The organism is Massilia sp. S19_KUP03_FR1 (assembly GCF_036688685.1).
Taxonomy (GTDB): domain Bacteria; phylum Pseudomonadota; class Gammaproteobacteria; order Burkholderiales; family Burkholderiaceae_D; genus JALYUM01.
Genome location: NZ_JAQQPS010000023.1, coordinates 1 through 26,511, shown reverse-complemented (window position 1 = coordinate 26,511; position 26,511 = coordinate 1). Strand labels below are relative to the sequence as shown.

At 62.2% G+C, this 26,511-nt stretch carries 25 protein-coding genes and 1 riboswitch; of the genes, 8 read left to right on the top strand and 17 right to left on the bottom strand.

What is annotated here, in order from left to right; genetic code table 11:
- Nucleotides 1-4: 4 nt before the first annotated feature.
- From V6M87_RS22125 to V6M87_RS22115, 3 genes are all read right to left on the bottom strand, one after another.
- Complete coding sequence (locus tag V6M87_RS22125) at nucleotides 5-724, bottom strand: CbtA family protein (protein WP_332878835.1); 720 nt, start codon at nucleotides 722-724, stop codon at nucleotides 5-7.
- Nucleotides 715-909, bottom strand: a complete 195-nt coding sequence (locus V6M87_RS22120) for a CbtB domain-containing protein (RefSeq protein ID WP_332878834.1) — start codon at nucleotides 907-909, stop codon at nucleotides 715-717. Before V6M87_RS22120 ends, V6M87_RS22125 begins: the two co-directional genes overlap by 10 nt.
- Before the next feature lie 135 nt (nucleotides 910-1,044).
- Nucleotides 1,045-1,266, bottom strand: a riboswitch (cobalamin riboswitch).
- Between the two features lie 39 nt (nucleotides 1,267-1,305).
- On the bottom strand, nucleotides 1,306-2,388 hold the full coding sequence (locus V6M87_RS22115; protein ID WP_332878833.1) for a HoxN/HupN/NixA family nickel/cobalt transporter: 1,083 nt from the start codon (nucleotides 2,386-2,388) through the stop codon (nucleotides 1,306-1,308).
- A gap of 289 nt (nucleotides 2,389-2,677) precedes the next feature.
- Between V6M87_RS22115 and V6M87_RS22110 the strand changes: the two genes are divergently transcribed.
- A complete protein-coding gene (locus V6M87_RS22110) occupies nucleotides 2,678-4,876 on the top strand; it encodes an outer membrane beta-barrel family protein (RefSeq protein WP_332878832.1) in 2,199 nt (732 codons plus the stop codon).
- 4 nt (nucleotides 4,877-4,880) lie between these two features.
- On the opposite strand, the gene bluB is transcribed toward V6M87_RS22110, so the two are convergent.
- The 13 genes from bluB to V6M87_RS22045 all read right to left on the bottom strand — a co-directional run bounded on the left by bluB (nucleotide 4,881) and on the right by V6M87_RS22045 (nucleotide 17,263).
- On the bottom strand, nucleotides 4,881-5,528 hold the full coding sequence (gene bluB / locus V6M87_RS22105; RefSeq protein ID WP_332878831.1) for a 5,6-dimethylbenzimidazole synthase: 648 nt from the start codon (nucleotides 5,526-5,528) through the stop codon (nucleotides 4,881-4,883).
- A 176-nt stretch (nucleotides 5,529-5,704) separates the two neighbouring features.
- Nucleotides 5,705-6,046 (bottom strand): hypothetical protein, encoded by a 342-nt coding sequence (locus tag V6M87_RS22100; protein WP_332878830.1) that lies wholly within the window; start codon nucleotides 6,044-6,046, stop codon nucleotides 5,705-5,707.
- A gap of 114 nt (nucleotides 6,047-6,160) precedes the next feature.
- Nucleotides 6,161-6,781 (bottom strand): methyltransferase domain-containing protein, encoded by a 621-nt coding sequence (locus V6M87_RS22095; RefSeq protein ID WP_332878829.1) that lies wholly within the window; start codon nucleotides 6,779-6,781, stop codon nucleotides 6,161-6,163.
- Nucleotides 6,782-6,784: 3 nt separating this feature from the next.
- Entirely contained in the window at nucleotides 6,785-8,353 is a 1,569-nt protein-coding gene (ubiB, locus tag V6M87_RS22090; RefSeq protein ID WP_332878828.1) for a ubiquinone biosynthesis regulatory protein kinase UbiB, read from the bottom strand.
- Nucleotides 8,353-9,009, bottom strand: coding sequence for a ubiquinone biosynthesis accessory factor UbiJ (locus V6M87_RS22085; protein WP_332878827.1), 657 nt, complete (start codon nucleotides 9,007-9,009; stop codon nucleotides 8,353-8,355). The genes ubiB and V6M87_RS22085 overlap by 1 nt, the downstream gene beginning before the upstream one ends.
- Nucleotides 9,010-9,099: 90 nt before the next feature.
- Complete coding sequence (locus tag V6M87_RS22080; RefSeq protein WP_332878826.1) at nucleotides 9,100-10,029, bottom strand: Tim44 domain-containing protein; 930 nt, start codon at nucleotides 10,027-10,029, stop codon at nucleotides 9,100-9,102.
- 16 nt (nucleotides 10,030-10,045) lie between these two features.
- Nucleotides 10,046-10,783: a bifunctional demethylmenaquinone methyltransferase/2-methoxy-6-polyprenyl-1,4-benzoquinol methylase UbiE gene (gene ubiE / locus V6M87_RS22075; protein WP_332878825.1), complete on the bottom strand. Its 738-nt coding sequence runs from the start codon at nucleotides 10,781-10,783 to the stop codon at nucleotides 10,046-10,048.
- Between the two features lie 93 nt (nucleotides 10,784-10,876).
- Nucleotides 10,877-11,068, bottom strand: a complete 192-nt coding sequence (locus V6M87_RS22070) for a hypothetical protein (RefSeq protein ID WP_332878824.1) — start codon at nucleotides 11,066-11,068, stop codon at nucleotides 10,877-10,879.
- A 121-nt stretch (nucleotides 11,069-11,189) separates the two neighbouring features.
- On the bottom strand, nucleotides 11,190-11,651 hold the full coding sequence (locus tag V6M87_RS22065; RefSeq protein ID WP_332878823.1) for a DUF971 domain-containing protein: 462 nt from the start codon (nucleotides 11,649-11,651) through the stop codon (nucleotides 11,190-11,192).
- Between the two features lie 11 nt (nucleotides 11,652-11,662).
- Nucleotides 11,663-12,088, bottom strand: a complete 426-nt coding sequence (locus tag V6M87_RS22060) for an HIT family protein (RefSeq protein ID WP_332878822.1) — start codon at nucleotides 12,086-12,088, stop codon at nucleotides 11,663-11,665.
- On the bottom strand, nucleotides 12,085-16,119 hold the full coding sequence (locus tag V6M87_RS22055) for an FAD/FMN-binding oxidoreductase (RefSeq protein WP_332878821.1): 4,035 nt from the start codon (nucleotides 16,117-16,119) through the stop codon (nucleotides 12,085-12,087). Before V6M87_RS22055 ends, V6M87_RS22060 begins: the two co-directional genes overlap by 4 nt.
- A gap of 213 nt (nucleotides 16,120-16,332) precedes the next feature.
- Nucleotides 16,333-16,752, bottom strand: coding sequence for a hypothetical protein (locus V6M87_RS22050; protein WP_332878820.1), 420 nt, complete (start codon nucleotides 16,750-16,752; stop codon nucleotides 16,333-16,335).
- A gap of 19 nt (nucleotides 16,753-16,771) precedes the next feature.
- Entirely contained in the window at nucleotides 16,772-17,263 is a 492-nt protein-coding gene (locus V6M87_RS22045; protein WP_332878819.1) for a YqaA family protein, read from the bottom strand.
- A 186-nt stretch (nucleotides 17,264-17,449) separates the two neighbouring features.
- On the opposite strand from V6M87_RS22045, the gene ilvA reads away from it, so the two are divergent.
- From ilvA to rapZ, 5 genes are all read left to right on the top strand, one after another.
- Nucleotides 17,450-18,985 (top strand): threonine ammonia-lyase, biosynthetic, encoded by a 1,536-nt coding sequence (ilvA, locus tag V6M87_RS22040; protein ID WP_332878818.1) that lies wholly within the window; start codon nucleotides 17,450-17,452, stop codon nucleotides 18,983-18,985.
- A gap of 12 nt (nucleotides 18,986-18,997) precedes the next feature.
- The gene (queF, locus tag V6M87_RS22035; RefSeq protein WP_332878817.1) at nucleotides 18,998-19,828 is read left to right on the top strand and encodes an NADPH-dependent 7-cyano-7-deazaguanine reductase QueF; all 831 of its coding nucleotides are present in this window, start codon (nucleotides 18,998-19,000) and stop codon (nucleotides 19,826-19,828) included.
- Between the two features lie 359 nt (nucleotides 19,829-20,187).
- A complete protein-coding gene (locus V6M87_RS22030; RefSeq protein WP_332878816.1) occupies nucleotides 20,188-20,670 on the top strand; it encodes a PTS sugar transporter subunit IIA in 483 nt (160 codons plus the stop codon).
- A 51-nt stretch (nucleotides 20,671-20,721) separates the two neighbouring features.
- Nucleotides 20,722-21,657 carry an HPr(Ser) kinase/phosphatase gene (gene hprK, locus V6M87_RS22025; protein ID WP_332878815.1) on the top strand — a complete coding sequence of 312 codons (936 nt, stop codon included), beginning with the start codon at nucleotides 20,722-20,724 and terminating at the stop codon, nucleotides 21,655-21,657.
- A gap of 14 nt (nucleotides 21,658-21,671) precedes the next feature.
- A complete protein-coding gene (rapZ, locus tag V6M87_RS22020) occupies nucleotides 21,672-22,535 on the top strand; it encodes an RNase adapter RapZ (protein ID WP_332878814.1) in 864 nt (287 codons plus the stop codon).
- Here rapZ and V6M87_RS22015 read toward each other — a convergent pair.
- Nucleotides 22,532-23,620, bottom strand: coding sequence for an enoyl-CoA hydratase/isomerase family protein (locus V6M87_RS22015; protein ID WP_332878813.1), 1,089 nt, complete (start codon nucleotides 23,618-23,620; stop codon nucleotides 22,532-22,534). The genes rapZ and V6M87_RS22015 overlap by 4 nt on opposite strands.
- A 259-nt stretch (nucleotides 23,621-23,879) precedes the next feature.
- Here V6M87_RS22015 and V6M87_RS22010 point away from each other — a divergent pair, with 259 nt between their 5' ends.
- Together V6M87_RS22010 and V6M87_RS22005 are read left to right on the top strand one after the other, a co-directional pair.
- Nucleotides 23,880-25,178, top strand: coding sequence for a type VI secretion system Vgr family protein (locus V6M87_RS22010; protein ID WP_332878812.1), 1,299 nt, complete (start codon nucleotides 23,880-23,882; stop codon nucleotides 25,176-25,178).
- Nucleotides 25,179-26,511: DUF2345 domain-containing protein (locus tag V6M87_RS22005; protein ID WP_332878811.1), on the top strand; the 1,333-nt coding region annotated here is incomplete at its 3' end.

The window sequence follows — 26,511 nt, the reverse complement described above, 5'->3', positions numbered from 1 at the left end:
GACGCTACTCGAATTTCTTGAAGAAGAAGGCGACGGCGCTACCGAGCACCAGCCAGAAGGCGGCATTGGCCAGTGCGCTGGCAACGACAAAGGCGTGCGCCAGTTCAGGCGGCGCGACACTGGCGTGCACCAGCGGTTGCGGCGCGCCGGCCAGGTGCGGCGCGGCCAGCAGGATCAGGCCGGCCAGCGCGTACATGCCCTTGCGGCCAAAGGCAAGCAGCGCAATGCCGCCGGCCGTGGACAAGGCGGTCAGCGACCACCACAACTGGCGTTCTGCCACCGGCGCGGCCGCGGTGCCCGGCAGTTCGGGCGGCAGGCCGAGCATTGGTGCCGCAAAAAACACCACGTAGCAGGCGGCGCTCCAGATCAAGCCTTGGCGCCACGTCGGGCGGCCGCCGCGCACCAGCATGGCGGCGCACAGCAGCAAGCCGTACCCGACGCCCATGGTGGTATTGGCCAGCACCGTGAACAAGGTGCGCTCGACGCCGTTTTCAGGCTTCCAGGCTGCGTGCTCGTGTTGGTGCGCAGGTTCGTGCGAATGGACAGCAGCGACCGGCCTGGCATCTTCATACGTTTCGGCCTGTGCGATGAGCGGCGTCACCTGCATCCTTTGCACCACTGTCAGCGCCAGGCCAGCGAGCAAACCTGCCGCCACCGCCGTGCTGACAATCCGGTTGAACGGGCTGCGCGCATTGCGCCCGGCCACGCCCGCCGTCAGTGACAAGGAAAGCCCGCCGAGTGGCGGCTGTCGTGCGCGGCATTGTGCAGCGCTGTCATCGGTGCGAAGCCCATGCCGTACAACAGGACCAGCGCCAGCGCGCTGGTGAGCAAGGCAGCTTTCAGAGTGGATGCGGTGGCAACGCGGGTTGGCGCAGCGGCGTGGTCGATGACGATGGGAGCGTGTGACATGGTGTCTTTCCGTTGACTTCCGCCGGCAGCGCACAGGCGGCCGGCAAGGATCGATCGACGGAGGACGGAACAACAGATGGGTGCAGACGCAACGAAACCGCAGCAAACCACCTGACCGCCCACCGCGGATCAAACGTTTTATACAATTTCAGGCTGGTCTCCGGACTCGTGAGCGGCGCGCCAGATTCGGCGTTCCCGGACCGCGCCTTCCCATGCTGATGCACAGTGGCGTATTGCGGTCCTGTTCTTCACATACCGTTGCGGGGGCAGTGCCGGAATCGTTCGACAAACAAACTGACCGGCTTCCCAATTAACCCACCGGATTGCGCCGGCAGGACCTGAAACGTGTTGCAAGGCTCGTATTCTAGGGATGAACCCATGGGCTGGCAAGGATAATCATGTCGTGCGCGCCGTTGCTCCGCCCGGTGTAACGACGACCTCAATGCGGTCGTAGCGCTTGACGCGATAGACCGCCAGCGCCACCAGCCAGGTCCCCGTGAACAGCGCGACGATCACATAGCCGAGGGTACCAAAGTGGTCGTTGAGCGCGCCGACCTGTACCCAGAACCAGCCGGTCAGGGCCATGCGCTCGCGCACCAGGCCCAGGATTTCGACGGCGGCGACACCGGACGCGACCAGCACCGACACCAGCGTAATGGTCAGGTTGTAGAACAGCTTGCGAATGGGCCGGCGCTGGGCCCAGCCCGATGCCGTCATCATCAGGTTGCCGTCGAGCGTGTCGACCAGCGCCATGCCCGCCGCGAACAGGGCCGGAAACACCATCACCGACCACAACGGCGCGCCTTGCGCCAGTTGCAGCGCCGCCAGGGCGAACAGGGCCACTTCGCTGGCAGTGTCGAAGCCGAGCCCGAACAGAAAGCCGGCAGGATACATGTGCCAGCTGCGCGAGGCCAGGCGGAACAGGGGGCGGCACAGCCGGGACACCAGTCCGCCGCCGAGCAGGTCGAGGTCGGTGGCGTGCAAGGCGCCACCCCGCTGGACTGCCCGGAAATTGCGCACCGCCGGCACCAGGATGGCCAGGTTGAACAGCGCCAGCAGGAGCAGGTAAGACGCCGAAACGACCGTGCCGACCACGCTCCCAACATTCTGCATTGCCCCGAAATGCGCCGACAGTGCGGCCGCTGCCACACCGACGGCCAGCGCGATCAGCGTCACGACTGTGGAATGGCCCAGCGCAAAAAAGAAGCCGGTGGCAATCGGCTGCTTGCCCTCTTGCACCAGCTTGCGGGTGACGGTGTCGATGGCGGCGATGTGATCGGCGTCGATGGCATGGCGCAGGCCCAGGGTCCAGGCCAGCAGGCTGGAGGCGAGCAAGGCCGGATGGTCGCGAAAAACGGCGAACGCCCAGGCCCACGCGCCCAGGTTGGCCGCAAGCAGGAGAGCGTACAGCGTGCGCAGCCTGGCGCGCAGGTGCTGGTCGGCCTGGTCATTGAACAGGCGGGTCAAAGAATAGAACATTGCTGAGTCTGGTTTGATCGTATGACGATTATATTATTAATCATACGCGACCGTTGCAAAACAACAGCCCGGCTTGTTTGCGGTGTAAATCTTTGAAAATGAAAACGTTTCACATTTTCCATCAAGCTACAATTGTGCGGAATCTTCCGACCCACGGCTGGCCCCGACCAGCCCACCTTGAAACGCCATGCAAAAAATTCTTTTGACCTGCTGCCTGACCGGAACGGTTTTGCTGCAGAACGATGCTTTCGCACAAGCTGCAAGCAGTACGACTGATACAAGCGCCCCCGTGAAAACCGCGCCGGCAATTCCGGCCGTCACTGTGACGGCCGACCGCCCTGTTCCCGCCGTCAACGTGGTGGCCGAGCGCCCCACCAACCGCATCGACCGCCAGGTCTACGACGTCAAGTCCGATATCTCCAGCACCAATGGCACCGCGTCGGACGCGCTGAACAATGTCCCGTCGGTCAATGTTGATCCGGACGGCACGGTCACCCTGCGCGGCAGCAGCAATGTGCAGATCCTGGTCGACGGCAAGCCGTCGGCCATGATGCAAGGGGACAATCGCGGCGCGTCGCTCAACGCCATGGCTGCCGACGACATCGAATCGGTGGAAGTGATCAACAACCCGGGCGCCCAGTTCGGCAATGAAGCCGGCGGCGGCCCGATCCTGAACCTGGTCATGCGGCGCAACCGCAAAGCGGGCGGCTTTGCCACTGTCAACGCCAACGCAGGCACCGCCGGGCGCTACAACAGCGCCGCGTCGGGCAACTACAACCAGGGCGCCTGGGGCTTCCAGGGCGGCCTGAACGTGCGCCACGACGGCCGCAATTCCACGGGCGAGCTGGACCGAGAAACGCTCGACCCGGTGAGCGGCGCCATGCTGCACAGCACCCAGCAATCGCGCGCCACCGGCCTGAACGATTCGGTGGGCGCGAACGGCACCGTCAACTACAACCTGAACGCGACCGACACCCTGGCCGCCAGCCTGAACTACAACGGCCGCGGCAACGACCAGCGTTCGCTCGACCGCTACACCAACGACGACGCTGCCGGCACCACCATCGGCGACTACACGCGCAGCACCCGGCGCGAAGGCGACAGCAAGAACTACGCCTGGGGCGCGCGCTACGACCACAAGGGCGCGCTGCCCGGCGAAACATTGAAAATCGACCTGCGCGTCTCGGCCACCAACAACACCAGCGACAGCGACTACGCCAACACCTATCTGGTTGGCGCTGGTGTCGGCAACCGCGGCAACAGCATCGCCGCGCAGCACAGCGCCAACAGCAACCACATCGTCGATTTCACGGGCGATTACGAGCGGCCGCTGGGCGGCGGCACCGCCAAGCTGGGCTACAAGATTGCCACCAACAAGAGCGATGTCGACACCGTCTACAACGATCTCGACCTGGTAACGCTGGCGCCGACGCGCAACGCGCAGCGCAGCAATGCTTACGACATGGAAGAAAACGTGGCGGCGCTGTACGGCTCGTACCAGATCAAACTGAACGAACGCTGGGGCGCGCTGGTCGGCCTGCGCACCGAGTACACCGACCTCGACATCCACCAGCTCACCGGCAACGTCGAAGCGAAAAACAGCTACGTCAATTTCATGCCGAGCGCGTTTGCCACCTATAAAGTCAGCGACGAGTCGAACCTGCGTTTCAGTTACGCGCACCGCCTGCGCCGCCCGAACGCGAATGACCTGAACCCCTACGTGATCTACCGCGACGAATTCAATGTTTTCTCCGGCAATCCGAAACTGAAACCTACGCAAACCGATTCGGTCGAAGTGGGCTACGAAACCAAACTGGCCGGCCTGGAAACCAACCTGCGCGGCTACTACCGGCGCGACAAGGACGCCATCGTCGACTACCGTTATTTCATCGCCGACAATGTGCTGCTGACCACGCGCCAGAATGGCCAGGGCAGCAACGCGGGCGGCCTCGAGTTCACCGTAAACGGCAAGGTGGCGCCATGGCTGACGATCAACACCAGCGGCAACCTGGCGCGCAGCACCCAGCGATCGCAGGATACGAACGGCGTCTTCACCACCCGCACTGCCAATTCGCTGAGTGGCCGCGCGCGCCTGAATATTGCGTTTAACCAGGCCACGCAGGTGCAACTGGCCTTGCAGATGATGGGCAAGCAGCTGTCGGGCCAGGGATACCGCTCGCCGAACCGGACCCTGAATGTCAGCCTGCGCCACGTCCTGACGCCAGAGCTGACACTCGTGGCCAATGTCACCGACGTGTTCAACAGCAACAAGATGGAAACCGTGGTCGACTCCGTCACGCTGCAAGAAACCAGCACGCGCAAATTCGATGGCCGGGTGTTTTATGTCGGGCTGTCGTACCGGTTTGGCGGCGCGACCAGCAAGGCGTCACAGGAAGGCGAAGGCATGCGCTTTCGCGGCCGTGGCGAAGGCGGGCCGCCGGGCGGCGGGCCCGGCGGCCCTCCGGGCGGCGGCGGCCCGGAAGGCTGACGCATTACAGCGCGGCAGGCCAGGCGTCGGTGAAGACCATGCGCGCCAGGTCGCCGCGCTGCTCCCAGCCTTCCATTTCCAGCATCGGCCTGGGATAAAACGCAGCGACGTGGCCGAGGCACAGCACCGCTACCGGTTTCGCGCCCGCCGGCATCCCCAGCAAGGCTGCCAGTTTCTCCGGATCGAACAGCGACACCCAGCCCATGCCCAGGCCTTCGGCGCGCGATGCCAGCCACATGTTCTGGATCGCGCATGCCACCGAGGCGAGATCCATTTCCGGCAAGGTGCGGCGGCCGAAAATATGCGCTTCGCGCCCGTCCATCAGTGCCACCACGAACACTTCACTGCATTCGCGCAGTCCCTCCACCTTCAGGCGCATGAATTCGGCGCCGCGCTCGCCCAGTTCCGCTGCGGTGTGTTCGCGCTCAACTTCCACCAGGTCGACGATCGCCTGGCGCACGTCAGGGTTCACGATGCGCACGAAGCGCCACGGTTGCATGAAACCGACACTGGGTGCCTGGTGCGCCGCCTGCAGCAGGCGGTTCAACACGTCAGCATCGATTTTGCCTGGGATAAAGTGGCGGATATCGCGGCGCTGGGCGATGGCGCGGTAGACCGCGTCTTTTTCCAGCTGCGTAAATGATTCTGGCACGACGGATCCTTGCAAAGACAATATTGGAGGCGGAGTCTACGGCAGTTCGTCATGGCGTCAAAGGTATCGGTCTCTCCTGCGCCATGCGGATGCGTTGCGGGCAATAAAAAAACCAGCCCCTGCTGTTCAAGCAGACGCTGGCTGGCTCCGGCGGACCGGAGACGAAACCTGTGTAATTAACGCTTCATGCTGGGGTCGCCAGCAGGCTGGGTGGCGCCCGACGTGGTCTGATCGGGGGTGCCGGCCGCGGTGGTGCCGGTGGTGCCGGTGGTGCCGGTGGTGCCCGCGGCGCCCGACGAGCCAGACGACATCGTCGATTTGTCCGACTTTTTCGATGAGGACTTCATGTGCTTGCCCGTCTGCTTGGCCGGTTTCGCGTTGCTAGCGTCCATGGTGCCGCTGGTCGATGCAGCGCCTTCATTGACTACGCCGCCGTTGGTGGTCGGGCTGGTGGTCTGGGCGACCGCGAAGCTCGACGCGGCTGCAAGAATAGTTGCTGCGATGATGGATTTACGCATGGAAATCTCCTGATATTGGTTGAATGTGGCGGGCAGTCCGCTGACTGCATAGGGCCAGTGTACCGACGCTTTGATGTCAGACGCATCAGCGCACGGATCACCGTCAAGTCGGAGTCAGCCTACATGCGGCACGCAAGGACCTTGGCGTCGGCGCCACACCATCCAGCGTTCCCGGCCCCGGAACACGGGAATCGAATCGGCCACGGGCACATCCTCGGTACAGTCGAAATACGGCGTCAACAAGCCATTGAGCGTGACGCGGTCGATGCCGAACGGCGGGCCCTTGCCCCCATCATCAAAGAAGAAATAGCCTGCCAGCAGCGCGCCCGGCGCCAGCAAGGCCGCCCAGCGCGCCGCGACCTGCGGCCACGTCAAGCGCGGCATGGCGCACAGAAAAGCCCGTTCGTAGATCAGGTCGAGCGGCCCGTTCGGTGCGTAGGTGAAAAAATCCGCTTCGACCACGCGCGCTGCCCACGGTCCCAACGCCGCTTGTGCATTGGCCACCGCCACTGGTGCAAAGTCAATTGCCGTGGCATCCCAGCCGGCGCCGCAAAACGCGGCCAGTTCATAGCCGGTGCCGCAACCCGGGATCAAGGTCGCCAATGGCGCTGATGCCGCGATGAATACGCGCAATTGTTCCGGCACGCCGCCCCGGTCCCAGGGCGTGAAACCTTGCGCGAAGCGCTCATCCCAGAAGCCCGGGCTGAGCGGATCGCGGCTGGCGAAGTCCGCCATGGCTTATTGCCAGCCAGGGAAGTGGAGGTAGACCTGAATCGCCAGCACGGTCACCGCCGTCACGCCCACGATGCCGGCGACAAACGCCAGCAGACGATTGGTGCGGCGCAATTCCGCTTGCAGGATATGGACCAGCGCGCGGTCGTGCTCATGGGTGTCAGCGGATTTTTCCAGGGCCTGGTGGACCAGGCGCGGCAGTTGCGGGAGGATCTGGGCGTAGCGTGGCGCTTCGGCCTTGAAACGCTCCAGCATGCCGCGCCAGCCGACCTGCTCGCCCATCCAGCGCTCGAGATAGGGTTTCGCGGTTTTCCACAGGTCGAGTTCAGGGTCGAGCTGACGGCCCAGACCTTCGATGTTGAGCAAGGTTTTTTGCAGCAGCACCAGTTGCGGTTGCACTTCCACGTTAAAGCGGCGCGAGGTCTGGAACAGGCGCAACAAGATTTGACCGAACGAAATATCTTTCAGCGGCCGGTCGAAAATCGGTTCGCAGCACGCGCGCACGGCCGCTTCCAGCTCATCGACGCGGGTCGACTTCGGTGCCCAGCCAGATTCGATGTGGGCTTCGGCAACACGCTTGTAGTCGCGCCGGAAGAAGGCCAGGAAATTTTGCGACAGGTAATCTTTATCGTAGTCATTCAGCGTGCCCATGATGCCGAAATCGAGCGCGATGTAGCGGCCGAAGCTGTCCGGCGCGATCGATACCAGGATGTTCCCCGGGTGCATGTCAGCGTGAAAAAAACCATCTCGAAACACCTGCGTGAAGAAAATTTCCACGCCATCGCTGGAGAGTTTTTTCATGTCCACGCCAGCGGCCACCAGGCGCTCGGTTTGCGACACCGGAATGCCGTGCATGCGCTCCATCACGATAACGCTGCTGGAACAATAGTCCCAGTACATTTCCGGCACCATCAGCAAGGTCGAATTCGAGAAATTGCGACGCAGCTGGCTGGCGTTGGAGGCTTCGCGCATCAAGTCCAGCTCGTCGTGCAGATACTTGTCGAACTCGCCCACCACTTCGCGCGGTTTCAGGCGGCGGCTTTCCGGCCACAGGCGTTCGACCAGATTCGCCGCGACACCCATCAGCGCCACATCTTCATCGACCGCTTTCTTCATGCCGGGCCGCTGCACCTTGACGGCGACTTCCTTGCCGTCACGCAGGACGGCAAAGTGGACCTGGGCGATCGACGCGGACGCGACCGGCACGCGGTCGAAGCTGGCGAATAGTTCGTTCGGGTGGGCGCCAAGGGCCAGCGTGATCTGGGCGATGGCCAGGTCGGAGTCGAACGGCGGCACGCGGTCCTGCAGCGCGGCCAGTTCGTCGGCGATGTCGGGTGGCATCAGGTCGCGCCGGGTCGACAATACCTGGCCGAATTTCACGAAAATCGGGCCCAGCTCTTCCAGCGCCATGCGCAGGCGCACGCCGCGTGGCGCGGAGATATCGCGCCAGAACACGACGCGGTCGATCAGCCTGGCGGTGCGGGGAACGTTCAGTCCGGAAATGACGATTTCGTCGAGGCCATAGCGCGTTGCAACGCGCAGGATTTTAAACAGGCGCAGGAATTTCAATATCATCAGCTATCCAGGTTGCGGGTGGGCGGGCTGACGCTGCGCAGCGCCAGCCTTGCCTCAAGTTTTTCCAAGCGCTTGGCGGCGCGTTCGACGTCGTCGCGCAAGCGGGTAATATCGTCGGCCATGTCGCTGACCTGGCTCGGGCGGATCAGCACAGCGCGTTCTTCGAGCAGGTATTCAGCGACGTTCTCGGCGAATTTTTTGCCGGTGGCGGCGACGCCAGTGGCCGCCGTGCGCGCCCCTTCAGCCAGGCGCGTGGCGGCAATCGGGCCGAACAGTTTTTCCAGATCGTGCTCGGCTTCCCAGCGCAAGCCTTTCGACAGCTGCGAGATCGTGTTGGCGAACTCGGCGTCGCCTTCGATTTTCACGTACGAAAAAGCGCGTTCGCGGTTTTGCAGGATCAGCGGCAGGTCGGACAGCTTGACGCGGATGGTGACCGTGGCCGGCGTTTCGTCGCTGCCGGGCTCGACCATGCCGTCGCGCGTCACGCGCATGCGCAGTTGCACCGCACCCGTGTCGATCAGCGCTTCCTTGCCGGCGTGCAGGCCCAGCGTGACGCGCGCCCATGCTTCCTGGGCCAGCAAATGGTTAATGGCCGCTACCACCGGCATGATCAGGCGTGGCGGAAACAGGGAGCTTGGCGAGGGAGTCGATGACATGGTTTTGCGTCTCAAAAAAAAAGCCGCCCAGCGATTGCGGGCGGCTATGATCTTACCAGCTTGCAGCACTTGCACCGTGCGGCAAGGAACTTATTGTGGCAGTTGCTGAATGCCCGCCAAGACCCAGCCGCTGCTGCCATTGACTGGTTTGCTCATGTTCCACACTTCGGCGAACGGCTCGGCCAGCGCATCCGCCGCCGGCTTGATCATGCCGTTAAATTGCACGCTGACCATGTACTCGTTGTTCACCGTCTCGATACCCAGCACCTGCGCGTCGATCGACACCACATCGGTGAAATCTTTCTGGACGCCCCGTTCCTGGATCTGCATTTTGAGTTCGGCAAATACTTCCGGCGTCGTGAACTGGTTCAGGTCGGCGACATCGCCCCTGTCCCAGGCCGCTTGCAGGCGGACGAAGGATGTTTTGGCAGTGCGCAGGAAACTGTCGCTGTCGAAATCGGCGGGCACACCCCATTGCACATGCGGCGCCGGCGCCGGCGTATCGAAGCCGCCGGCCGCTGGCTGCTGCGGCTGGTAGGGTTGGTCCATCCGCGAACCGATTTCCGGCGCGCCGCCAGCCGGCAGCGGATTGCTGTTAAACCCCTGGAATGGCGCGCTGGCCGGCGCGTTGCGGCGACGGAACCAGCGGTACAGGAAGAACGCCGCCAGGCCCAGCAGGATGACCGGGATGATCGAACCGAGCGCACTGGCCAGACCGGCGCCCATGCCAAAGTGCGACAGCAGCGCGCCCACGCCCAGGCCGAGCAGTGCGCCACCGAGCAAGCCGCCAAACCGGCTCGGCTGTTTGACTGGCGTGGCCGGGGCGCCAGCGACCGGCGCGGCCGGACGATTGGCTTGCGCGGGTGCCGGCCGCGGCGCTGGTGCGGGGGCGTTCATGCGGCTCACCGACGACGACTGGCGCCCGATCGAGCGGCCGCCACCCATCGGGCGGGCGATCGATTCACCGACCATGGAAAGTGCTGCCACGGCCAGTGTCATACCAATCAAAAACTTTTTCATGCTTTACCTCTTCAAACTAATATTTGATGCCGGTGTGCAGTGCGGCAACGCCAGCCGTCAAATTGAAGTATTTGACGCCTTCCAGCCCGGCCGTTTCCATCATCGTCTTCAGGGTTTCCTGGTCGGGATGCATGCGGATCGATTCGGCCAGATAGCGGTAGCTTTCGGCGTCGCCGGCAATTTTCTGGCCCAGCCACGGCAGCACCGAGAACGAGTACAGGTCATATGGTTTTTGCAGTGGCGCGGCGACCTTGGAAAATTCCAGCACCAGCAGCTTGCCACCGGGTTTCAGCACGCGGCGCATTTCGGCCAGCGCCTGGTCTTTATGGGTCATATTGCGCAGGCCAAAGGCCACGCTGACGCGATCAAAATAATTGTCCGGGAACGGCAGCTTTTCCGCGTCGCACAACATGGTGGGAATGATCATGCCGGCATTGAGCAAGCGGTCGCGGCCGACCCGCAGCATCGATTCGTTGATGTCGGTAAGCCAGACTTCGCCACTCTTGCCAGCCTGTTTGGCAAACGCTTTGGACAGGTCGCCCGTACCCCCGGCGATATCGAGCACCTTGAAGCCCGGACGCACACCGGCCTGGGCGATGGTGAAGGTTTTCCAGATGCGGTGCAGGCCGCCTGACATGAGGTCGTTCATCACGTCGTATTTGGATGCGACCGAATGGAAAACCTTCGCGACTTCGTGGACCTTGTCGTCCTCGGAAACCGTTTTGTAGCCGAAATGGGTGGTGTTATTGGTCATAGCGCTTCGCCGGGTTGATCTGCCTTCATTATACAAGCGTCAACCAGGGAATCACGGACGCACGCGGCGGCTGAATTTTCAATGCGTTGCCACTCAGTTGCGGCGGTAGACACGCCTGCGCGAGTCATCCGGGATAGCGTGCTTGTCAACCTCGCCGACCATTGGCCGGCGCACCCGCCGCCTGGTCGAGCCCGCGTTGAAGGTTTGCAGATACTTCCACCCCAGGAAGGCCATCATCGGGGCCCAGACAAAAATACCCAACAATATAATCATGCGTACGCTCATGTGTCTCTCCCCTGTTCAAATGCATCGGGCAAACGCCCGGTGTCATTTTGATCATGACACGCATACTAGGTCGATGCAAACGCGTTACGGAAAGTCAAAAGAAGTGTTACGCAGGAAAATATTAATGCTTGTGGCCACAGCCGCCGCCGCTGCTGCGTGCGATCGGGCCGCTTTTCAGCCCGAGATCGGCCGCTGCCGCCGCGCCGCGGGTGATGGTGCCGGCAATGCGGCCGCTGTCGCCGGCAAAACCGGCAATGTGCAGGCGTGCCAGGTAATCGGCCCACAGGGCTTCCTGTTCGCGCCCGAGCTTGTACAAGTAATCCCAGGTGTACAGGCCGCTTTCGTGGCCGTCGGTGAAGGTCGGCTTGACGGCGTAATTGCCGACCGGCGCCAGCTCCGTGATGCCGACATCGCGCTTGCCAAGTTGCAGCACTTCCTGGCCCGGGCTGTGGCCGGTGACGGCTGCCGAAGGCGAGTACACACGCAGATATTCAAATGGCAAAGAAAAGGCAGCGCCATCTTCGAAGGTGATGTCGAGGACTTTCGATTGCTGGCGGACGGTCAGTTCAGTCGGGATAATCATGGGATTCTTTATCAGGTAAGCCGCCGCACGATGGCGGCAATCAATTGCGGCAGCAGCGCGCGGCGCGCCGCCAGTATAGCCGGATCGGTCGCGCGCACTGCGCCCGCCCAGACCGGGCTGGGAAAGTGCGCGTCGTCGAGGAAGCGCGGGATCACGTGCCAGTGCAGGTGCGGTACCACATTGCCCAGGCTGGCCAGGTTGATCTTCTCGGGATGCAGCACCTCGATCTGTGCCAGCTCGACCTGGTTGACGGCGTCCATGAGGGCCGCGCGCTCGGCGCCGCGCAAGCCGCTCATCTCCTTGATGTGGTCATGCCAGATCACCCGGCAAAAACCGGGGTAGTTGGCATCGTCAACCAGGATCACGCTGAACTGGCCATTGGTCCACACCGGCGCGGCTTGCGGCAGGCACAACTCGCACCCTTGCTGCGCGGTCATACGAGCACCCGTTCGATGCCGCCCTGGTTGGCGCGTGCCACGTATTCCGGCAACCAGTTTTCGCCCAGCAGATGGCGCGCAATTTCCACCACGATGTAGTCGGCGGTGGTACCCGAATCATCGTTGTAGCGCGACAGGCCCTGCAGGCACGATGGGCAGCTGGTCAGCACCTTGATGTCGCCCGTAAAACCGTCAGCGCGCAGTTTGTCGGCGCCCTTCTCCATCTCGTCCTCCTTGCGGAAGCGCACCTGCGTGGCGATATCCGGGCGCGAGATGCCGAAGGTGCCCGATTCGCCGCAGCAACGTTCGTTTTTCTCGATCTTCACATTGTCGACTGTGGCAACCAGAGCGTTCACGGTTTTCACCGAATCCTGCAGCTTCATCGGGTTGTGACATGGCTCGTGGTACATATAGCGGGTGCCATTCACGCCTTCGAGTTTCACGCCTTTTTCCAACAAGTATTCGTGGATGTCCATGATGCGGCAACCCGGGAAAATTTTGTCGAACTGGTACGTTGCCAGCTGGTCATAACAGGTGCCGCACGAGACCAGCACGGTCTTGATGTCAAGGTAGTTGAGGGTATTTGCCATCCTGTGGAACAGCACCCGGTTATCCGTCATCATCTTGTCGGCCTTGTCGAACTGGCCGGCGCCGCGCTGCGGATAGCCGCAGCACAGGTAACCTGGCGGCAACACCGTTTGCACGCCCACTTCCCACAACATCGCTTGCGTGGCCAAGCCCACCTGCGAAAACAGGCGTTCCGAACCGCAGCCAGGGAAATAGAACACCGCTTCCGTGTCGGCGTTGGTCGCCTTCGGATCGCGGATGATCGGAATCACCTTGTCGTCTTCGATGTCGAGCAGCGCGCGTGCTGTTTTCTTGGGCAAATTGCCCGGCATTTTTTTGTTAATAAAATGGATCACCTGCTCGCGTACCGGGGCTTTGCCCGTGGTCGGCGGCGGCGCCTTGGTCTGCACCTTGGCAAATTGTTTCAGCAAACCATTGCCCAGGCGCTGGGCCTTGAAACCCCAGTCGACCATGGCTTTGCGGGTGGCATTGATGGTGGTCGGGTCAGTGGCATTCAGGAAGAACATCGCGGCCTTGTTCGCCGGCTTAAAACTCTTCTTGTTCATCTTGCGCAGCAAATTGCGCATATTCATCGACACGTCGCCGAAGTCGATGTTCACCGGGCACGGCGTGACGCACTTGTGGCAGACGGTGCAGTGATCCGACACGTCCTCGAACTCTTCCCAGTGGCGAATCGAGATGCCGCGCCGGGTTTGCTCTTCGTACAGGAAGGCTTCGATCAGGGCCGATGTCGCCAGAATCTTGTCGCGCGGCGAGTACAGCAGATTGGCGCGCGGGACGTGGGTGGTGCAGACCGGTTTACACTTGCCGCAACGCAGGCAATCCTTGATGCTGGTGGCAATTTCGCCGATATCGCTTTGCTGCATGATCAGCGATTCGTGGCCCATCAGCCCGAACGACGGCGTATACGCATTGCGCAAATCGGCCGGGGCGCCCGGCATGTTGAGCAGTTTGCCCTTGTTAAAACGGCCTTCCGGGTCGATGCGCATCTTGTAGTCGCGGAACTCGGCAATTTCGTCGGCGGTCAGGAACTCCAGCTTGGTGATGCCGATACCGTGCTCGCCAGAAATGACGCCATCGAGCGAACGGGCCAGCTTCATGATGCGCTCGACCGCCTGGTGGGCTTCCTGCAGCATGCCGTAGTCGTCCGAATTGACCGGCAAGTTGGTGTGGACGTTGCCGTCGCCGGCGTGCATGTGCAGCGCCACGAACACGCGCGAACGCAGGATGCGTTTGTGCATGGCGCTGGCCGCGTCGAGGATCGGCAGGAAGGCGGCGCCGCTGAAGATCTGGCGCAGCGGGGCGCGCAGTTCCTGCTTCCAGGACACGCGCACGGTACGGTCTTGCACCACGTCGAACAGGGTCGCGCCGGGCTGCGCCTGCAGGCGCTCATCGAGGCCGTGATTGAACAAGGGCATGCCGTGTTCGCCCAGCGCCACTTTTGCGGCACTGACCGGCAAATCCAGGTTGGCCAGCAGCCAGCGCCAGCGGCCTTGCACTTGCGTCACCAGCGCGCTGGCTTCGCGGGCGCGGTCGCCCAGCATTTCTTCGGGACCGACGCCGGACGCGATGTCGTCGCTATCGGTGTCGTCGCTGCCGGTCAAGGGCAAATTGCCGGCGGCCAGGTAGTCGAGCAGTTCATCGGCCAGGCGCAACTTGTTGCGGATCGACAGCTCGATATTGATGCGCTCGATGCCGTCCGTGTACTCGCCCATGCGGTTCAGCGGAATGACCACGTCTTCATTGATTTTGAAGGCGTTGGTGTGCTTGGCGATGGCCGCCGTGCGGGCGCGGTCGAGCCAGAATTTTTTACGCGCTTCGGCGCTGACGGCAACAAAACCTTCGCCCACGCGCGTGTTGGCGATGCGCACCACTTCCGAGGCCGCTTGCGCGACCGCGTTTTCGTCGTCGCCGACAATGTCGCCAAACAGCGCCATTTTTGGCAACACGCCGCGTTTCGATTTGGTTGAATACCCTACCGCACGCAGGTAGCGCTCATCCAGATGTTCCAGGCCGGCCAGGCGCAGCGTGGCGAATGCCGGGCCGCCCTTGGCTGGCAAGCCGTCCAGGTAATCCTTGATCTCGACGATCGATGGAATGGCGTCGCGCGCCTGGCCAAAGAATTCCAGGCAGACGGTGCGGGTAAAACTTGGCATCTTGTGCAGAATCCAGCGTCCGGACGTGATCAGGCCGTCGGTACCTTCTTTCTGGATGCCGGGCAGGCCGGACAGGAACTTGTCGGTGACGTCCTTCCCGAGACCCTCTTTGCGGAATTTGCTGCCGGCAATGACCAGGGTCTCCTTGCGGAACGGCGCTTCCTTCGCTTCGCCTTTTGCGTTCGGATGGGTCCAGGCCAGTTCGAAGGTCGCGTCCGGTGCGTCATGAATTTTCGACAGATTGTGGCCGACGCGCGTGACTTCCAGCCAGTCGCCGTTCGGGTCGACCATTTTCCAGGAAGCCAGGTTGTCCAGCGCCGTGCCCCACAGAACGGCTTTTTTGCCGCCCGCATTCATGGCGATATTGCCGCCGATGCAGGAAGCGTGGGCCGAAGTCGGATCGACGGCGAACACGAAGCCGGCCTTCTCGGCCGCTTGCGAGACGCGGTTGGTGACCACGCCGGCGCCGGTCCAGATGGTGGCGTAATCGCGCTCGAGGCCTGGCAATCGGGTCATTTCGACGGCGCCGATATCGATCAGTTTTTCGGTGTTGATGACGGCCGACATGGGTGTGAGCGGAATCGCGCCGCCCGTGTAACCGGTGCCGCCGCCGCGCGGGATGATGGTCAGCCCAAGTTCGATGCAGCCTTTGACCAGGCCGGCCATTTCGTCTTCGGTGTCGGGGACCAGGACCAGGAACGGGTATTCGACGCGCCAGTCGGTGGCGTCGGTGACGTGCGAAATGCGGTGCATGCCGTCGAAGCGGATATTTTGCTTGTCGGTGTAGCGCCCCAGCACTTTCGTCGCGCGCTTGCGCAGGTCGTAGGTGGCGCGGAATTCATTGCCGAAATCATCGACTGCACGGCGAGCGGCGGCCAGCAAGGTCGCCACATTGTTGCTGCGCGTGGCAGACACGAGCGGGTCGTCGCCGTCCGCTGCATCGACGGTGACCCGGCGTTTTTCCACTTCAGCCAGGCGGTGATGCAGCGCGTCGATTAATTCCTGGCGCCGTTTCGGGTTGTCCAGCATGTCGTCCTGCAAGTACGGATTGCGCCGCACGGCCCAGATATCGCCCAGCACTTCGTACAGCATGCGTGCCGAGCGTCCGGTTTGACGGGCGCCGCGCAAAGTGTCGAGGGTGTGCCATGCATCTTCGCCCAGCAGGCGGATGACGATTTCCCGGTCAGAAAACGACGTGTAGTTATACGGAATTTCGCGCAGGCGATCGGGCGTGGAACCGTCGGGTGCGTCGGCAAGCAGGGCGTGGAGATTGGCGGGGGCGTTCATGGATGAGCTTGGCTGGAAGGACTGTCCCTGGGAGGGTCATTCTAGCGTATTGCGCTGCACCACGTCGGGGCAAGGCTCAGTTTGCAAATCTGGCCAACAGCAGCTTCTGCCTTAAAAGTGCCGTTGAGAAAAATTCCGTTTGCAAATTTTTGACTCGCGGCAAAGAAAAAATGGCAGACTGGCCTGTCGCGTTGACGTCGTACCGTCCTGCGTTCAGTTCTGAACCGGGGCCTTCGAGGTCCAGATGTCACATAGCCACGCAAAGAAATCGTCGGTCAGGCGATCGGAGGCCGCATATCCCGGATCCGCCAGCTTCTTCCATTTCTTGAACGTATAGCGATGCTCGAACAGCAGCTTGCCATGCGCGCTGACCGCAAACACCGCCGCGCCGTCCGCGCCATCGACCAGGGTGCACACCGATTCGCCGTCGATCGGACAGGTCCACTCCCCGGCCCGGAACGTCAGCACGCCGTCTTTCTGGTACATCGCGCACCAGGTGGCGCCGGATTTGTCGGCCCACCCGGACGTCATCGGCAAATTGGTATTGAACACAAATTTGCGCGTGAACGACAAAGGCTGCTCCGTCATCTGCACTTTGTAGAAATTGCTTGGAAAATACTTCAGTTCGATCATGTTCGATTCAAGGTAGTTATCAGCTCAGCATCGTGCCGACGCGGTGCCAGAACCCATCCGGCACGTAGAGCAGCAGGACCGTCATGGTGATGTAGCGCGCGAATTTGCCGATGGCCATATAAAACACGCTGGGCCAGAACGCCAGGTGCAGCCAGCCCGCCAGTGTACACAATGGGTCGCCGATGCCGGGAACCCAGGACAGCAGCATGGTCTTGGGGCCGTAATGGGCCAGCCATGCGAACCAGCGCGTGGACCGCTCCTTGGCAAACGCCACCTTGGCGCGGTAGCCGAGGAAATAGTCGAAGGCGCCGCCGAGCGTATTGCCCAGCGTGGCGACCAGGATCGCCGGCCAGAACAGGGCGGGGTTGGCCTTGACGACGGCAAACACGGCCGGCTCTGAGCCGAGTGGCAACAAGGTAGCGGAAACAAAGGCAATCAGGAACACCGAGCTCAGGCCGACAGCGGGTGCAGCAATTACTTTCAGCAGCCAAAGGACGGCAGTTTCTATCATGAGGACTTTGGCAACGGTGGACGAGCCCTCAATTATAATGATCCAAACCCATCGCAACGACACGGTACGCCGAGCCTGCCATCCAGCGCCGCGTAGCGACCTGCCCCACCGGCCACCCGCCGGCAAGGACGCAGGTCAACCGGCTCCAGGCAACTGGCCATCGACTGACCCAACTTTGCAGACCCCATGACGATCGACTATCTCAAAAAAATCCTGACTGCCCGCGTCTACGACGTGGCCACCGAAACGCCGCTCGAGCTGGCACCGATCCTGTCGCAGCGCTTCAACAATAAAATTTACTTCAAGCGCGAAGACATGCAGAGCGTCTTCAGTTTCAAGCTGCGCGGCGCCTACAACAAGATGGCCCACCTGTCGGCGTCGCAACTGGCGCGCGGGGTGATTTGTGCATCGGCTGGCAACCATGCGCAGGGCGTGGCCCTGTCGGCAGCCCGGCTCGGTTGCCGCGCACTGATCGTGATGCCGACCACCACGCCGCCGCTTAAAATTGCCGCGGTACGCGCGCATGGCGGCAATGCCGTGGAAATCGTGCTGCACGGCGAGTCGTACACGGACGCCTACAATCACGCCATCACGCTCGAACAGGAACAGAAGCTCACCTTCGTGCACCCGTTCGACGACCCGGACGTCATCGCCGGCCAGGGCACCATCGGCATGGAAATTTTGCGCCAGCACGGCGGCCCGATCCACGCCATTTTTGTGGCCATTGGCGGCGGCGGCCTCATTTCGGGCATCGGCGCCTACGTCAAGGCCATTCGCCCGGACATCAAGATCATCGGCGTGCAAACAGTCGATTCGGACGCCATGGCGCGCAGCCTGAAGGCGGGACACCGCGTGACGCTCACCGACGTTGGCCTGTTTTCGGACGGCACCGCGGTTCGCCTGGTGGGCGAGGAAACGTTCCGGATCGCCAAGGAAGTAGTCGACGAGATCGTGATTGTCGACACCGACGCCATTTGTGCGGCCATCCAGGATGTGTTCCAGGATACGCGCTCGATCCTGGAGCCGGCCGGTGCGCTGGCCGTGGCCGGCGCCAAGGCGTATATCGAGCGCTCGGCCATGTCGAAAAACCCGGTCAAGGGCGAGACGCTGGTGGCGATTGCCTGTGGCGCCAACATGAATTTCGACCGCCTGCGCTTTGTCGCCGAGCGCGCCGAAGTGGGCGAATCGCGCGAAGCCGTGTTTGGCGTGACGATTCCCGAGCAGCGGGGCAGTTTTAAACGCTTCTGTGGGCTGGTGGCGAACCGCAATGTGACGGAATTCAATTACCGCATCAGCGACTCGAGCAAGGCGCATGTGTTCGTTGGCGTGCAGATCAGCAACCGCAATGAATCGGGCATGCTGGCGCGCACCTTCGAAGAAAACGACTTCCGCACGCTCGACCTGACCCACGACGAGCTGGCCAAGCTGCATATCCGCCACCTGGTGGGTGGACGCAGCGCCTTGGCCGAGGGCGAATTGCTGTATCGTTTCGAATTCCCCGAGCGTCCTGGCGTGCTGATGCGCTTCCTCGGCAGCATGTCGCCGAACTGGAATATCTCGCTGTTCCATTACCGCAACCAGGGGGGCGACGTCGGCCGCATTCTGGTGGGCCTGCAAGTGCCGCCCGAAGAAATGGACGCCTTCCGCAGCTTTTTGACGACCCTCGGCTATCGCTGCTGGGACGAAAGCAAGAACCCCGTGTATCAACTTTTTCTTGGATAGACCACGCACACAATGAGCAATACCGTCGACCTCTCGCCACTGGGCAAAGCCTCCGCCTACCAGACGCAGTACGCGCCCGAACTGCTGTTTCCGATCCCGCGCCAGCAAAAGCGTGATGAACTGAACCTGACCGGCACCATGCCGTTTTTTGGCGTCGATATCTGGAACGCGTATGAATTGTCGTGGCTGAACCTGCGCGGCAAGCCGCAAGTGGCGATTGCGTCGATCACGGCGCCGGCCGAGTCGCCGAATATCGTCGAATCGAAATCGTTCAAGCTGTACCTGAACTCGTTTAACCAGACCCGGCTGGAAAGTGAGGATGCCCTGCTGGCCCTGCTGCGCCAGGACCTCGGCGCCGCGTTTGGCGCACCGGTACACATCGTGCTGACCACACCGGACGCCTTCCAGGGCATCAAGATGGGCGAACTGGACGGCTTGCTGCTGGACCGACTGGACCTGGAAATTGACCAGTACACGCCCACGCCCACGCTGCTCAGCGCCGCCCGCCACGGCGCGCCGGTGGAAGAGACCTTCGTGTCGCACCTGCTCAAGTCGAACTGCCTGGTGACCGGCCAGCCGGACTGGGCCAGCGTGCAGATCCATTACGTGGGCCCCCAGATCGACCAGGCCGGCTTGCTGAAATACCTGATCGGTTTTCGTGAGCACAATGAGTTCCATGAGCAATGTGTGGAACGGATCTTTGTCGATATCCTGCGCCAGTGCCAGCCAAATAAACTCGCCGTGTATGCACGCTACACGCGGCGTGGCGGGCTGGACATCAACCCGTGGCGCAGCAACTTCAGCAGCGCGCCGCCGCGCAATCTGCGCACGGCACGTCAATAATAGCCGCCCCGCTTCACGCGGCTGTGCCATTGGCGCGACAGTCGGCGCGCGCACCTTTACGCCAGCGCAAGGCTGGCTATCCGCCAAGGGTAATGCTGAAAACCTGGGCAAGGCAGTGTGATTCATCGGTCAACACTCGCCGCATCAATTGTTTATATGGAGAACATTCGATTTCGCATTAGAAATTGCGCAAGGGCGTGATCAGCACCGGCCCAGCGTCGGCCGATTTAACCCTCTGCCGAATATATGGTGGCCGGTGTTCCCGCCAACGGCGCAGAATTCGAATTACTTCCGAAGCAAACAGGCCTATAATTCGGGCTCGCAAGCGCCGTGGTGCGCTGCAACATTTTATGTACGTTATGACCAACTTAAGTAAAATTCTATCCATCGAGAGCGTTCGTCTCGATCTGGAAGTGTCCAGCAAGAAGCGCGCTTTCGAGCAAGCCGGACTGATTTTCGAGAACAACCACGGCATCGCCCGCTCGACCGTGTCGGACAATCTGTTCGCGCGCGAACGGCTTGGTTCGACTGGCCTGGGGCATGGCGTGGCCGTGCCGCACGGCCGCATCAAGGGCAGCAAGAGCCTGAAGTCGCCGCTGGCTGCCTTCGTGCGCCTGGTCGAGCCGATTCCGTTCGAGTCGCCCGACGGCGAACCGGTCAGCCTGCTGTTCTTCCTGCTCATTCCCGACCATGTAACCCAGCAACACCTGGAAATCCTGTCGGAAATCGCCGAATTCTTCTCCGATGAAGCCATCCGCACGGCACTGCTGACCGACCCCGACGCCGAGACGGTGTACCAGCGCATCATCAATTGGCAACCCAGCCTGCAGGCTCTGGGCTAAACTGTCTCGTACCGGCCGCGTGCGCGCCAATACGACAGGAACCACCTCTTCATGCTGCAGACCCCGCTGACCATCCAACGGCTGTACGACGATAATCGCGAAACGCTGCAGCTGGGCTGGTTCGCCGGCTTCCCGGGCGGGGAGCGGCTCATTTCCGGGGATGTGGTCTCGGCCGCCGACCAGGTCGGCCACCTGAACCTGATCCACCCGGGCCGCATCCAGGTGTTCGGCCACCAGGAATTAAATTACTACCAGCGCCTCAAACTCAATTCGCGCAGCCATGTCATCGGCGAACTGATTGGCGGCGGTCCGCCGGCGCTGATCATCGCACAGGGCCTGGAAACACCGCCCGACATTCTCGCCATCTGCGACGAACAAAATATCCCGCTGTTTTCGACGCCCTTGCCGGCCGCGCAGGTGATCGACTTCCTGCGCGTGTATTTATCCAAGAAGCTGGCCCAGCGCACCATCATGCATGGTGTGTTCATGGATGTGCTGGGCGTGGGTGTGCTCATTACCGGCGATTCCGGGCTCGGTAAAAGCGAGCTGGGGCTGGAACTGATTTCACGCAGTCACGGCCTGGTGGCCGACGATGCCGTAGAGTTTTCCCGCATTGCGCCGAACATGATCGAGGGGCGCTGCCCGCCGCTGCTGCAGAACTTGCTGGAAGTGCGCGGGCTGGGGCTGCTCGACATCAAGGCGATCTTTGGCGAGACCGCCGTGCGCCGCAAGATGCGCCTGAAACTGATCGTCCACCTGGTGCGGCGCGGGGCACTGGAAGAAGAAGTCGAGCGGCTGCCGTTCCTGTTCCCGACCGAGGATGTGCTGGGGCTGCCGATTCGCAAAGTCGTCATTCCCGTGGCCGCCGGCCGGAATATCGCGGTGCTGCTGGAGGCAGCGGTACGCAACACCATCCTGCAACTGCGCGGGATCGATACGCTGCAGGAGTTCATGGAGCGCCAGCGGCAGGCGATGACGGGGGATTAGGTTAAAATGCGCTCATGCGCATCGTCCTCATCACCGGTATCTCCGGCTCCGGAAAATCCGTGGCCCTCAACGTCCTCGAAGACGCAGGTTACTATTGTGTCGACAACCTGCCGCCCGATTTGCTGCCTGAACTGGTCAGCAAAATCGACAGCGAAGGCACCACGCAACTGGCCGTGGCGGTCGATGCACGCAGCGCCGAATCGCTGGCGGAACTGCCGATTAGCATCCGCACGCTGAAAGACGCAGGCCACGACCTGAACGTGATGTTCCTGACGGCAAATACCCATTCGCTGGTGGCGCGCTTCTCGGAAACCCGGCGCAGCCACCCGCTGTCGCACGCGCTGCGCCCGGGCGAAAACCCGGCGTCGCGCCGTACCCTGATCGAATGCATCCTGGAGGAGCGCGAGCGCCTGTCGGCCATCGAGCAGCTCGGCCACGTGATCGATACCTCCGAGCTGTCGGCCAATAAACTGCGCACCTGGATCAAGGAATTGGCCGAGATCGAACACGCGCCGCTGACGCTGTTCTTCGAATCGTTCGCCTTCAAACTGGGCGTGCCACTCGATGCCGATTTCGTATTCGACGTGCGCGCCCTGCCGAACCCCTATTACGATGTCACATTGCGCCCGCTGACTGGCAAGGATGCCCCCGTCATCGCGTTTCTGGACGCGCAGCCGAGCGCCAAGGAACTGCTGGCCGACATCCGCAATTTCATCGAAAAATGGCTGCCGTCATTCAAAACCGATAACCGCAGCTACCTGACGGTGGCGCTGGGCTGTACCGGCGGGCAGCACCGCTCGGTCTACATGGCAGAGCGGCTGGCGGCGCACTTCGCCCCAAGCGAGCGCGTCGTACTGCGCCACCGCGAACAGTCCTAGTCGGCCAGGGCGCGCAGCGGATGCGCATGCGCCGGCCACACTGGCGCAAAAAACGCTTCCACCATCTCGGCACTGACTTGTTCCAGCGCCGCCGGATTCCAGCGCGGCGCATTGTCCTTGTCGATCACCAGCGCGCGCACGCCCTCGATCACTTCCCCGTGCTCGAACGTGCGTCGCACCAGATCCCGTTCCATGCGCAGGCAGGCCGCGACATCCATGCCACGCGCGCGCGCCAGCATCACGCGCGTCACGCTCATCATCAGCGGTGAGCGCAGCTTCATGGCCGCCAGCGCGGCTTGCGCAAACGCACCACCATCAAGCGCCAGCGACGCCATAACGGCGCCCACCGAAGCGGCGCCGAAATGGGCATCGATGGCGCCGCGCTGGCTACGCAGAACACTGTCACCAGCCTGGCTGGTGAACGGCGCGGCAAATTCACGCAGCGCCGCGGCCAGTGCGGCGCCCTCGGTCGCATCGATCAGCGCGTGCAATGCCGGCAACTGACTAAACGGTATAAACAAATCCGCCAGACCGACATACAGCGCATCGGCCGCGCCGATGGTCAAACCGGTCAAGCCGAGATAATGGCCCAGTTGACCAGGTGCGCGCGCCAGGAAATGGCTGCCGCCCACGTCCGGAAACAGACCGATATTCACTTCCGGCATGGCCATCTTGGTGCGCTCGGTGACGATGCGCAGGCCGGTTTCCGGTCCGCCCTGGGCGATGCCCATGCCGCCGCCCATCACAACGCCATCCATCAGCGCGATGTACGGTTTTGGATAGAAGTGGATCAGGTGGTTCAGTGCATATTCTTCGGTAAAAAAATCTTCCAGCAGCGCGCTGCCGCCCATGGGCGTGGCGCGCCCGGCGTCGTAAAAGAAGCGGATGTCGCCGCCGGCGCACAGGGCCTTTTCGCTGCTGCTGGTTAGCACGACGGCATTGACCCGGTCGTCGTCGCGCCACGCCAGCAAGGTTTCAGTAAGCGCACGCACCATCCCCAGCGACAGCGAATTGAGGGCGCGCGGGCGGTCCAGGGTGATGATGCCGGTGCCCCGGGCTACGCGGGTCGTGACGAATTCGCTCATGGGAAACAATGTAGAAGGAAAAACATCAGTTTAACGTGTATTTGACACTTAAAACTTTTCATTCATGCAGCGGTGCGCGGCGAATCAAGTGCGCGTTAAGTCGAAGCGAGGCATTTTCGAGACATCCGCGCATGCATGCTAAGCGCTGAGTCGATGCTTTGCGCTTCCGCACAATCCACGCGCCAGGCCGACACCAGACTAACGGGAATTCTAAATTTACACGAAGCAACACCCTGTCGCGCACGTCGAGGAACCCGATATGATCACGTCCAATTCTCCCTCCACACTCACCGATGCGAACCGCCCGATTCGCCTGCGGTTCGCCTTCGGCCGGCCGGTGCTGGAAAATCTGCTGTTGGTTCAACATGTCAGTGGCGTCGAAACCATGTTTGGTGGCATCGACTATTCACTACTCTGTGTATCGACGCGTGCCGGACTGGCCCTGAAACAGTTCATCGCGGCACCGGTAGCCGTCGATTTCGTCACCGACAGCGGCAAGCTGCGGTCGGTCTGCGGCATCGTCGTCGCGGCGATGGAGGGACAAAGCGATGGCGGCCTGGCGAGCTACCGGCTGGTGGTGCGCGACGCCTTTTCCATGCTGGACCAGACCTGCAATACGCGCGTTTTCCGTGGGCACAACGAACTCGAGATCACGCACATCCTGCTCAAGGAATGGCGCCTGGCCAATCCCGTCGCCGCGCGCGCATTTTCATACACCATGAATGGATTGAAGGACTATCCGGCGCGCGCCTTTACCATGCAGTACAACGAATCGACCGGCGCATTTCTGCGCAGGTTGTGGAAGCGGCGCGGCATCGCCTGGTTCATCCGGTCGGGCAGCGGCATGCCCGGCCACGATGGCACGACGCCAGCCCATACGCTGGTCCTGTTCGACAACGCGACAAGGCTGCCACAAAATGCCGCCGGCACCGTGCGCTTTCACCGCGACAGTGCCACCGAAAGCCACGACACCATCACCGCCTGGCATGGCATCCGCACCCTGACGCCAGGCAGCGTCACCCGGCGCGCCTGGGACTACATTCCCGCGGCCACCTACAGCAGCGAAGACATCAACGTCAACGACCAGGGCGTACTTGGCAAGCAATTTGCCGCAAGTCTCGACGACTACCTGATCGATGCCCCGCACACGGGCCGCGACGGCTTCGACTATCGGCACATCGGCCTGTCCCGGATGCTGCGGCACGAATACGACGCCAGGTGTTTTCAGGGAGAAGGCAGCGACCGCAACATGTGCGTCGGCGAGTGGAACACCATCACAGGCCACCCTGAAATAGACCGGCATCCGCCCGAAGGCCGCGATTTTGTCATCACAGAAATGCGGGTCGAAGCCGACAACAATCTGCCCAAAGATGTGGATGACAAGGTGCGCAAACTGTTCAGGCTGAATCATTGGCGCGAGTCCGACGCTGGCCTGGAACAGGCAAGCATGGAGCGCGGTGTGCGCTACACCAACCGCTTTACTTGCGTGCGGCGCGGCATCCAGATCGTGCCGCATTATGATCCCCGCACCGATCTGCCGCGCACAGAAATGCAATAAGTGACCGTGGTCGGCCCGGCCAACCAGGAAATCCATTGCGATGAACGGGGGCGCGTGAAAATCCGTTTTCCCGGCTGCCGTCCTGCCGACCATGCGCATGCGAACGGCGCCGGCGCCTCCAACACCGACCGCGATTCGGCCTGGGTGCAAGTCGCCAGTCACTGGGCCGGGATGCAATATGGCGCGATCTCGCTGCCGCGCGTGGGCGACCAGGTGCTGTGCGTCTTCGTCGGCGGCGATCCGGATAAACCGCTGATCATCGGCCGCGCCCACAGCGGCGCCACGCCGCCGCCAGTGTTCAGCCGGGTCAGCAAGCTGCCGGGCGACCGCTATCTGTCTGGGATCGTCAGCAAGGAAGGCGGCAAGGCAAGTGCCGAGAACAATTATCGCCAGCGCTACAACCAGTTGCGCATGGACGATACGCCAGGTCAGATCAGTGCCCATCTATCCAGCGCGCATGGGCAAAGCCAGCTGAACCTCGGCTACCTGACGCATCCGCGCTCGAACGGCAGTGCGACCGCGCGCGGCGCCGGGTTCGAACTGACCAGCAATGACAGTGGCGCGATCCGCACCGCCAAATCGCTATTGCTGACGGCGTGGCAGCGCCTGGACGCCTGCGGCTCGCAAATGGGCAGCGCGGAACACCTGGCCTTGATGCAGGACTGCCTGGACCTGTTCAAAACGCTGGGGCAGTACGCCGCGGCGCATCAGGGCATGGCGGTGGACGAGGCGCCGCAAGTGGCCTTGAAGGCGGACCTGGACGCCAGCCTGGGCACAGGTCCGGATGCGCAAGCGACGCTGAGCCTGACGGCGCCGGCAGGGGTGGCCGTGAGCACGCCCGCTACCATCGTCAGCTATGCCGGCACGAATCTCGATAGCGTCGCGCAGCAACACCTGCAACTGACCAGCGGCCAGCGCATGCACCTGCATTCCGGCAAAGCGCTGGCCCTGTTCGCGCAATCGGACGGCATCAGCCAAATCGCACACAAAGGCAAATTCCTCATGCAGAGCCAGCACGACGAAATGCAACTGAATGCGGCGAAAGACCTGAAAGCGACCGCCGGAGAACGCGTGGTCGTCATGGCGGAGAAGGAAATCACGTTTGTCGTCACGGGCGGCGCCTACCTCACCCTCAGGGGCGGTAACGTGGAAATCGGCGGGCCGGGCGCAATGACGATCAAGACCGACGGCCACCACTGGAATGGCCCTGCCAGCGGCAAAACTGCGTTGCCCACATTTATGGAAGGCGAATTTGGGCGCATCCCGCGCCTGCTGCGCGCCACCGACGGCCAGCCTGTTGAAGGCATGCAGGTGCACGTGGCGCGGGCCGGCG

Excerpts from the sequence above, each read along its gene's own strand:
- ubiB (WP_332878828.1), bottom strand. The coding sequence starts at position 8,353 with ATGATATTGAAATTCCTGCGCCTGTTTAAAATCCTGCGCGTTGCAACG.
- V6M87_RS22115 (WP_332878833.1), bottom strand. The coding sequence starts at position 2,388 with ATGTTCTATTCTTTGACCCGCCTGTTCAATGACCAGGCCGACCAGCAC.
- V6M87_RS22065 (WP_332878823.1), bottom strand. The coding sequence starts at position 11,651 with ATGATTATCCCGACTGAACTGACCGTCCGCCAGCAATCGAAAGTCCTC.
- V6M87_RS22060 (WP_332878822.1), bottom strand. The coding sequence starts at position 12,088 with ATGACCGCGCAGCAAGGGTGCGAGTTGTGCCTGCCGCAAGCCGCGCCG.
- V6M87_RS22055 (WP_332878821.1), bottom strand. The coding sequence starts at position 16,119 with ATGAACGCCCCCGCCAATCTCCACGCCCTGCTTGCCGACGCACCCGAC.
- rapZ (WP_332878814.1), top strand. The coding sequence starts at position 21,672 with ATGCGCATCGTCCTCATCACCGGTATCTCCGGCTCCGGAAAATCCGTG.
- V6M87_RS22085 (WP_332878827.1), bottom strand. The coding sequence starts at position 9,009 with ATGTCATCGACTCCCTCGCCAAGCTCCCTGTTTCCGCCACGCCTGATC.
- V6M87_RS22120 (WP_332878834.1), bottom strand. The coding sequence starts at position 909 with ATGTCACACGCTCCCATCGTCATCGACCACGCCGCTGCGCCAACCCGC.
- queF (WP_332878817.1), top strand. The coding sequence starts at position 18,998 with ATGAGCAATACCGTCGACCTCTCGCCACTGGGCAAAGCCTCCGCCTAC.
- ubiE (WP_332878825.1), bottom strand. The coding sequence starts at position 10,783 with ATGACCAATAACACCACCCATTTCGGCTACAAAACGGTTTCCGAGGAC.
- V6M87_RS22095 (WP_332878829.1), bottom strand. The coding sequence starts at position 6,781 with ATGGCGGACTTCGCCAGCCGCGATCCGCTCAGCCCGGGCTTCTGGGAT.
- V6M87_RS22015 (WP_332878813.1), bottom strand. The coding sequence starts at position 23,620 with ATGAGCGAATTCGTCACGACCCGCGTAGCCCGGGGCACCGGCATCATC.
- V6M87_RS22030 (WP_332878816.1), top strand. The coding sequence starts at position 20,188 with ATGACCAACTTAAGTAAAATTCTATCCATCGAGAGCGTTCGTCTCGAT.
- V6M87_RS22100 (WP_332878830.1), bottom strand. The coding sequence starts at position 6,046 with ATGCGTAAATCCATCATCGCAGCAACTATTCTTGCAGCCGCGTCGAGC.
- hprK (WP_332878815.1), top strand. The coding sequence starts at position 20,722 with ATGCTGCAGACCCCGCTGACCATCCAACGGCTGTACGACGATAATCGC.
- V6M87_RS22070 (WP_332878824.1), bottom strand. The coding sequence starts at position 11,068 with ATGAGCGTACGCATGATTATATTGTTGGGTATTTTTGTCTGGGCCCCG.
- V6M87_RS22010 (WP_332878812.1), top strand. The coding sequence starts at position 23,880 with ATGATCACGTCCAATTCTCCCTCCACACTCACCGATGCGAACCGCCCG.
- V6M87_RS22045 (WP_332878819.1), bottom strand. The coding sequence starts at position 17,263 with ATGATAGAAACTGCCGTCCTTTGGCTGCTGAAAGTAATTGCTGCACCC.
- ilvA (WP_332878818.1), top strand. The coding sequence starts at position 17,450 with ATGACGATCGACTATCTCAAAAAAATCCTGACTGCCCGCGTCTACGAC.
- V6M87_RS22050 (WP_332878820.1), bottom strand. The coding sequence starts at position 16,752 with ATGATCGAACTGAAGTATTTTCCAAGCAATTTCTACAAAGTGCAGATG.
- V6M87_RS22080 (WP_332878826.1), bottom strand. The coding sequence starts at position 10,029 with ATGAAAAAGTTTTTGATTGGTATGACACTGGCCGTGGCAGCACTTTCC.